Genomic DNA, 2286 nt, shown 5'->3' with positions numbered 1-2286 from the left:
GATCAAAGACGCGACCGTCAAACGCTATCACTACGACAGCCACGACCAGCTCGATCGTCACCTCCAGGACTTCGTCTCAGCTTACAATTTCGGCCGGCGCCTGAAGACCCTCAAAGGCCTCACGCCCTACGAGTTCATCTGCAAGCGCTGGACTTCAGAGCCGGAACGATTCACCCTCGATCCAATCCACCAAATGCCGGGACTAAACAACTAGGCCCATTCCAGTGCCTCCTTGTTGAGAGCCAAGACCAGTACCTATTGCGATGTCAGCCAACTTCGCTCCTGAGATCTGCGTAGGGGAAGAGAATTGCGGCAGTAACCGCGTGCTGGCGGCGGGACAATCACTGCTTTAGCACGAGAAGGCGCCGGGTTCGCCGATTGCACTCGCCGTTTTACGCCCGCCTGATTTACGCTGTTACGGGAAGAAGCTTTTGCGCCACGCGGCCCATACCAACAGATAAATCTCGGCGCTCCCATACCATGTCAGAGGGGACGGGATTTTTGGCAATCGTAACGTCGATCGATTTCGTCGTGCTCATCGCCTCGTATCTCGTCAGCCATGCCGCTCCCACGAGTTCGGCAGTCACGGCACGGCCGGCATTTCGGGGCATGCCAACGCATTTAACATTTCTTAACCATGGGGGCGCCCACTGGCATTCTGTCCAACGGGGCTTGGGGGAGCTCGGAAAGGACCACGACCATTCACTATCGCCAGCTTGAGCAGACTGTCATGAATCAGCTTGTCGGCCAGCCCGTCGCCGATGTCGAGAGAGAGCTAATTCTGGCAACCCTGCGGGAAACGGGCGGGAACCGCACCCATGCCGCCAGCGTGCTCGGCATAGCGCTACGCACCTTGCGCAACAAGATCGGCTCCTACGCCGCCGATGGCTACGACGTGCCGGAGCCGGCGCATCCGGCTCAGTGAGGGCCTGCACATGACCACATCCGATGCGATGGCGGCCAGCACTCTGGTCTCCTCGGCGACGATGGCCGGGTTGCTGCGCTGCCTCGTTCAAAAGGGCGTTCTGCAGGCCGCCGACATCAGAGAAATCTATGAGGTCGCCCTCCTGCTTCTGGAACAGCAACAGGCCGCCGCGCCGCATGCGCGGACCAGCTTCTCCGCTGCGCGAGCCGTCATTGAACGGCAGCTTTCACCGAGCTGATGGCGGCTGACCACGCTCACCTGATGAGCGGGATGAAGACGATCGCGCCGACCACGATCACGATAGCTGTCCGGATCAAAAGGCCGTTGACTTGCGCCATCTCCGCCTCGGACGATTTTGATGTGCTCATGTCGAACTCATTGCCTACGCGTTATACTTCAGCGCGAGATTGATCAGCGCAATCGGCAATCCGCAGACGGTCCATTTTAAGCGCCGGGCGTGGCCCAAAAAGCACTGGGCGGCGTGGCGCTTCGCGTTATGCGCTGTCGACGCAGCGTCGCGCCTATCTTCCCCTAGGGAATGGCGTTAATTGGCATAATCGCTGCATCCGCCGTTGCTATACGCTGTTGCCTATGTCCCCCTGGTTCATGTGAGCGCTTGATGTCGGCCCAAGAACGCGGGCTTGCCCGTCTCATGCTTCGGTTCCCCGAGTTCCGCCAGGGCTTCGCGCGACTGCGGGGCGGAAGGTTTGGCGGCGTCTGCGAGGAGTACGATCTCGTCTGGGAGGTGATCGGCAGGTGGTCCCAGGCCGAACACTGCGCCTTGTTTTCCTTCAACGATTACTGCCTCCTTGCGGCCGCGATCGAGCGCGACGCCATCGCAATGGCGAAGGCCGTGCCGGATCCGGGCGCCTTCGCCAAGGCGCCTGGGCCGGACTCAGCGCCCACATCATCCTCGGAGTTTCGACAGCCAGTGCCGCCGATATCTCCCTCTTGGTGAAGCGGGGCCCGCCTGCATCCGCTCAGGATCGCCACGCGGGAGGATGAAGCCGGTCTCCGCCGAGGCAGGCCTGAGACGGTTCACACGATCCCCGGTGCCCCGCCCCCGGTCCGGTGACCGGCAAACCAGCGAGCCAACACTGTTGGCTAACAAAAACAGCCCGGCGCAAGGCGCCGGGCTGCTCGCAGGTCCAAAGCTGTCGCTTCAGAACTTGTAGTTCACGCCGACGCGCACGAGCCCGGCACCGCCGCCGCCATTGCTGACTGCGGTATAGGTTCCGGCCGGGAGCACGCCGCCCGCCGCATTGTCGAAGGATCGGGCGCGCCGGCCCTCGCCGGTATCGACGTAGAGGCCTTCGATCTTGGCCGTCCAGTTGTTGGTGAAGGCGTATTCGACACCGCCC

Annotated in this window: 3 protein-coding genes and 1 pseudogene; 3 read left to right on the top strand and 1 reads right to left on the bottom strand. The window is 61.8% G+C overall.

Annotated elements, in window-relative coordinates:
• From AC1DVA_RS27740 to AC1DVA_RS27730, 3 genes are all read left to right on the top strand, one after another.
• The coding region (locus tag AC1DVA_RS27740) for an IS3 family transposase (RefSeq protein WP_476808034.1) at nt 1–214 on the top strand (214 nt) is incomplete at its 5' end.
• A 516-nt stretch (nt 215–730) separates the two neighbouring features.
• Nucleotides 731–925, top strand: a complete 195-nt coding sequence (locus AC1DVA_RS27735; RefSeq protein WP_476808033.1) for a helix-turn-helix domain-containing protein — start codon at nt 731–733, stop codon at nt 923–925.
• Between the two features lie 10 nt (nt 926–935).
• Nucleotides 936–1163 carry a hypothetical protein gene (locus tag AC1DVA_RS27730; RefSeq protein ID WP_476808032.1) on the top strand — a complete coding sequence of 76 codons (228 nt, stop codon included), beginning with the start codon at nt 936–938 and terminating at the stop codon, nt 1161–1163.
• Between the two features lie 924 nt (nt 1164–2087).
• Here the strand turns inward: AC1DVA_RS27730 and AC1DVA_RS27725 are convergent.
• Nucleotides 2088–2286: pseudogene (locus AC1DVA_RS27725) on the bottom strand (outer membrane protein); the annotation flags it as partial.

This window comes from Allobosea sp. P4_C6 (assembly GCF_056402015.1).
The sequence above is the reverse complement of the archived record's forward strand: the minus strand, read 5'-3'. Positions and strand labels throughout refer to the sequence as shown.

Coding starts and splice junctions, on each gene's coding strand:
- AC1DVA_RS27730 (WP_476808032.1), top strand. CDS start 936: ATGACCACATCCGATGCGATGGCGGCCAGCACTCTGGTCTCCTCGGCG.
- AC1DVA_RS27735 (WP_476808033.1), top strand. CDS start 731: ATGAATCAGCTTGTCGGCCAGCCCGTCGCCGATGTCGAGAGAGAGCTA.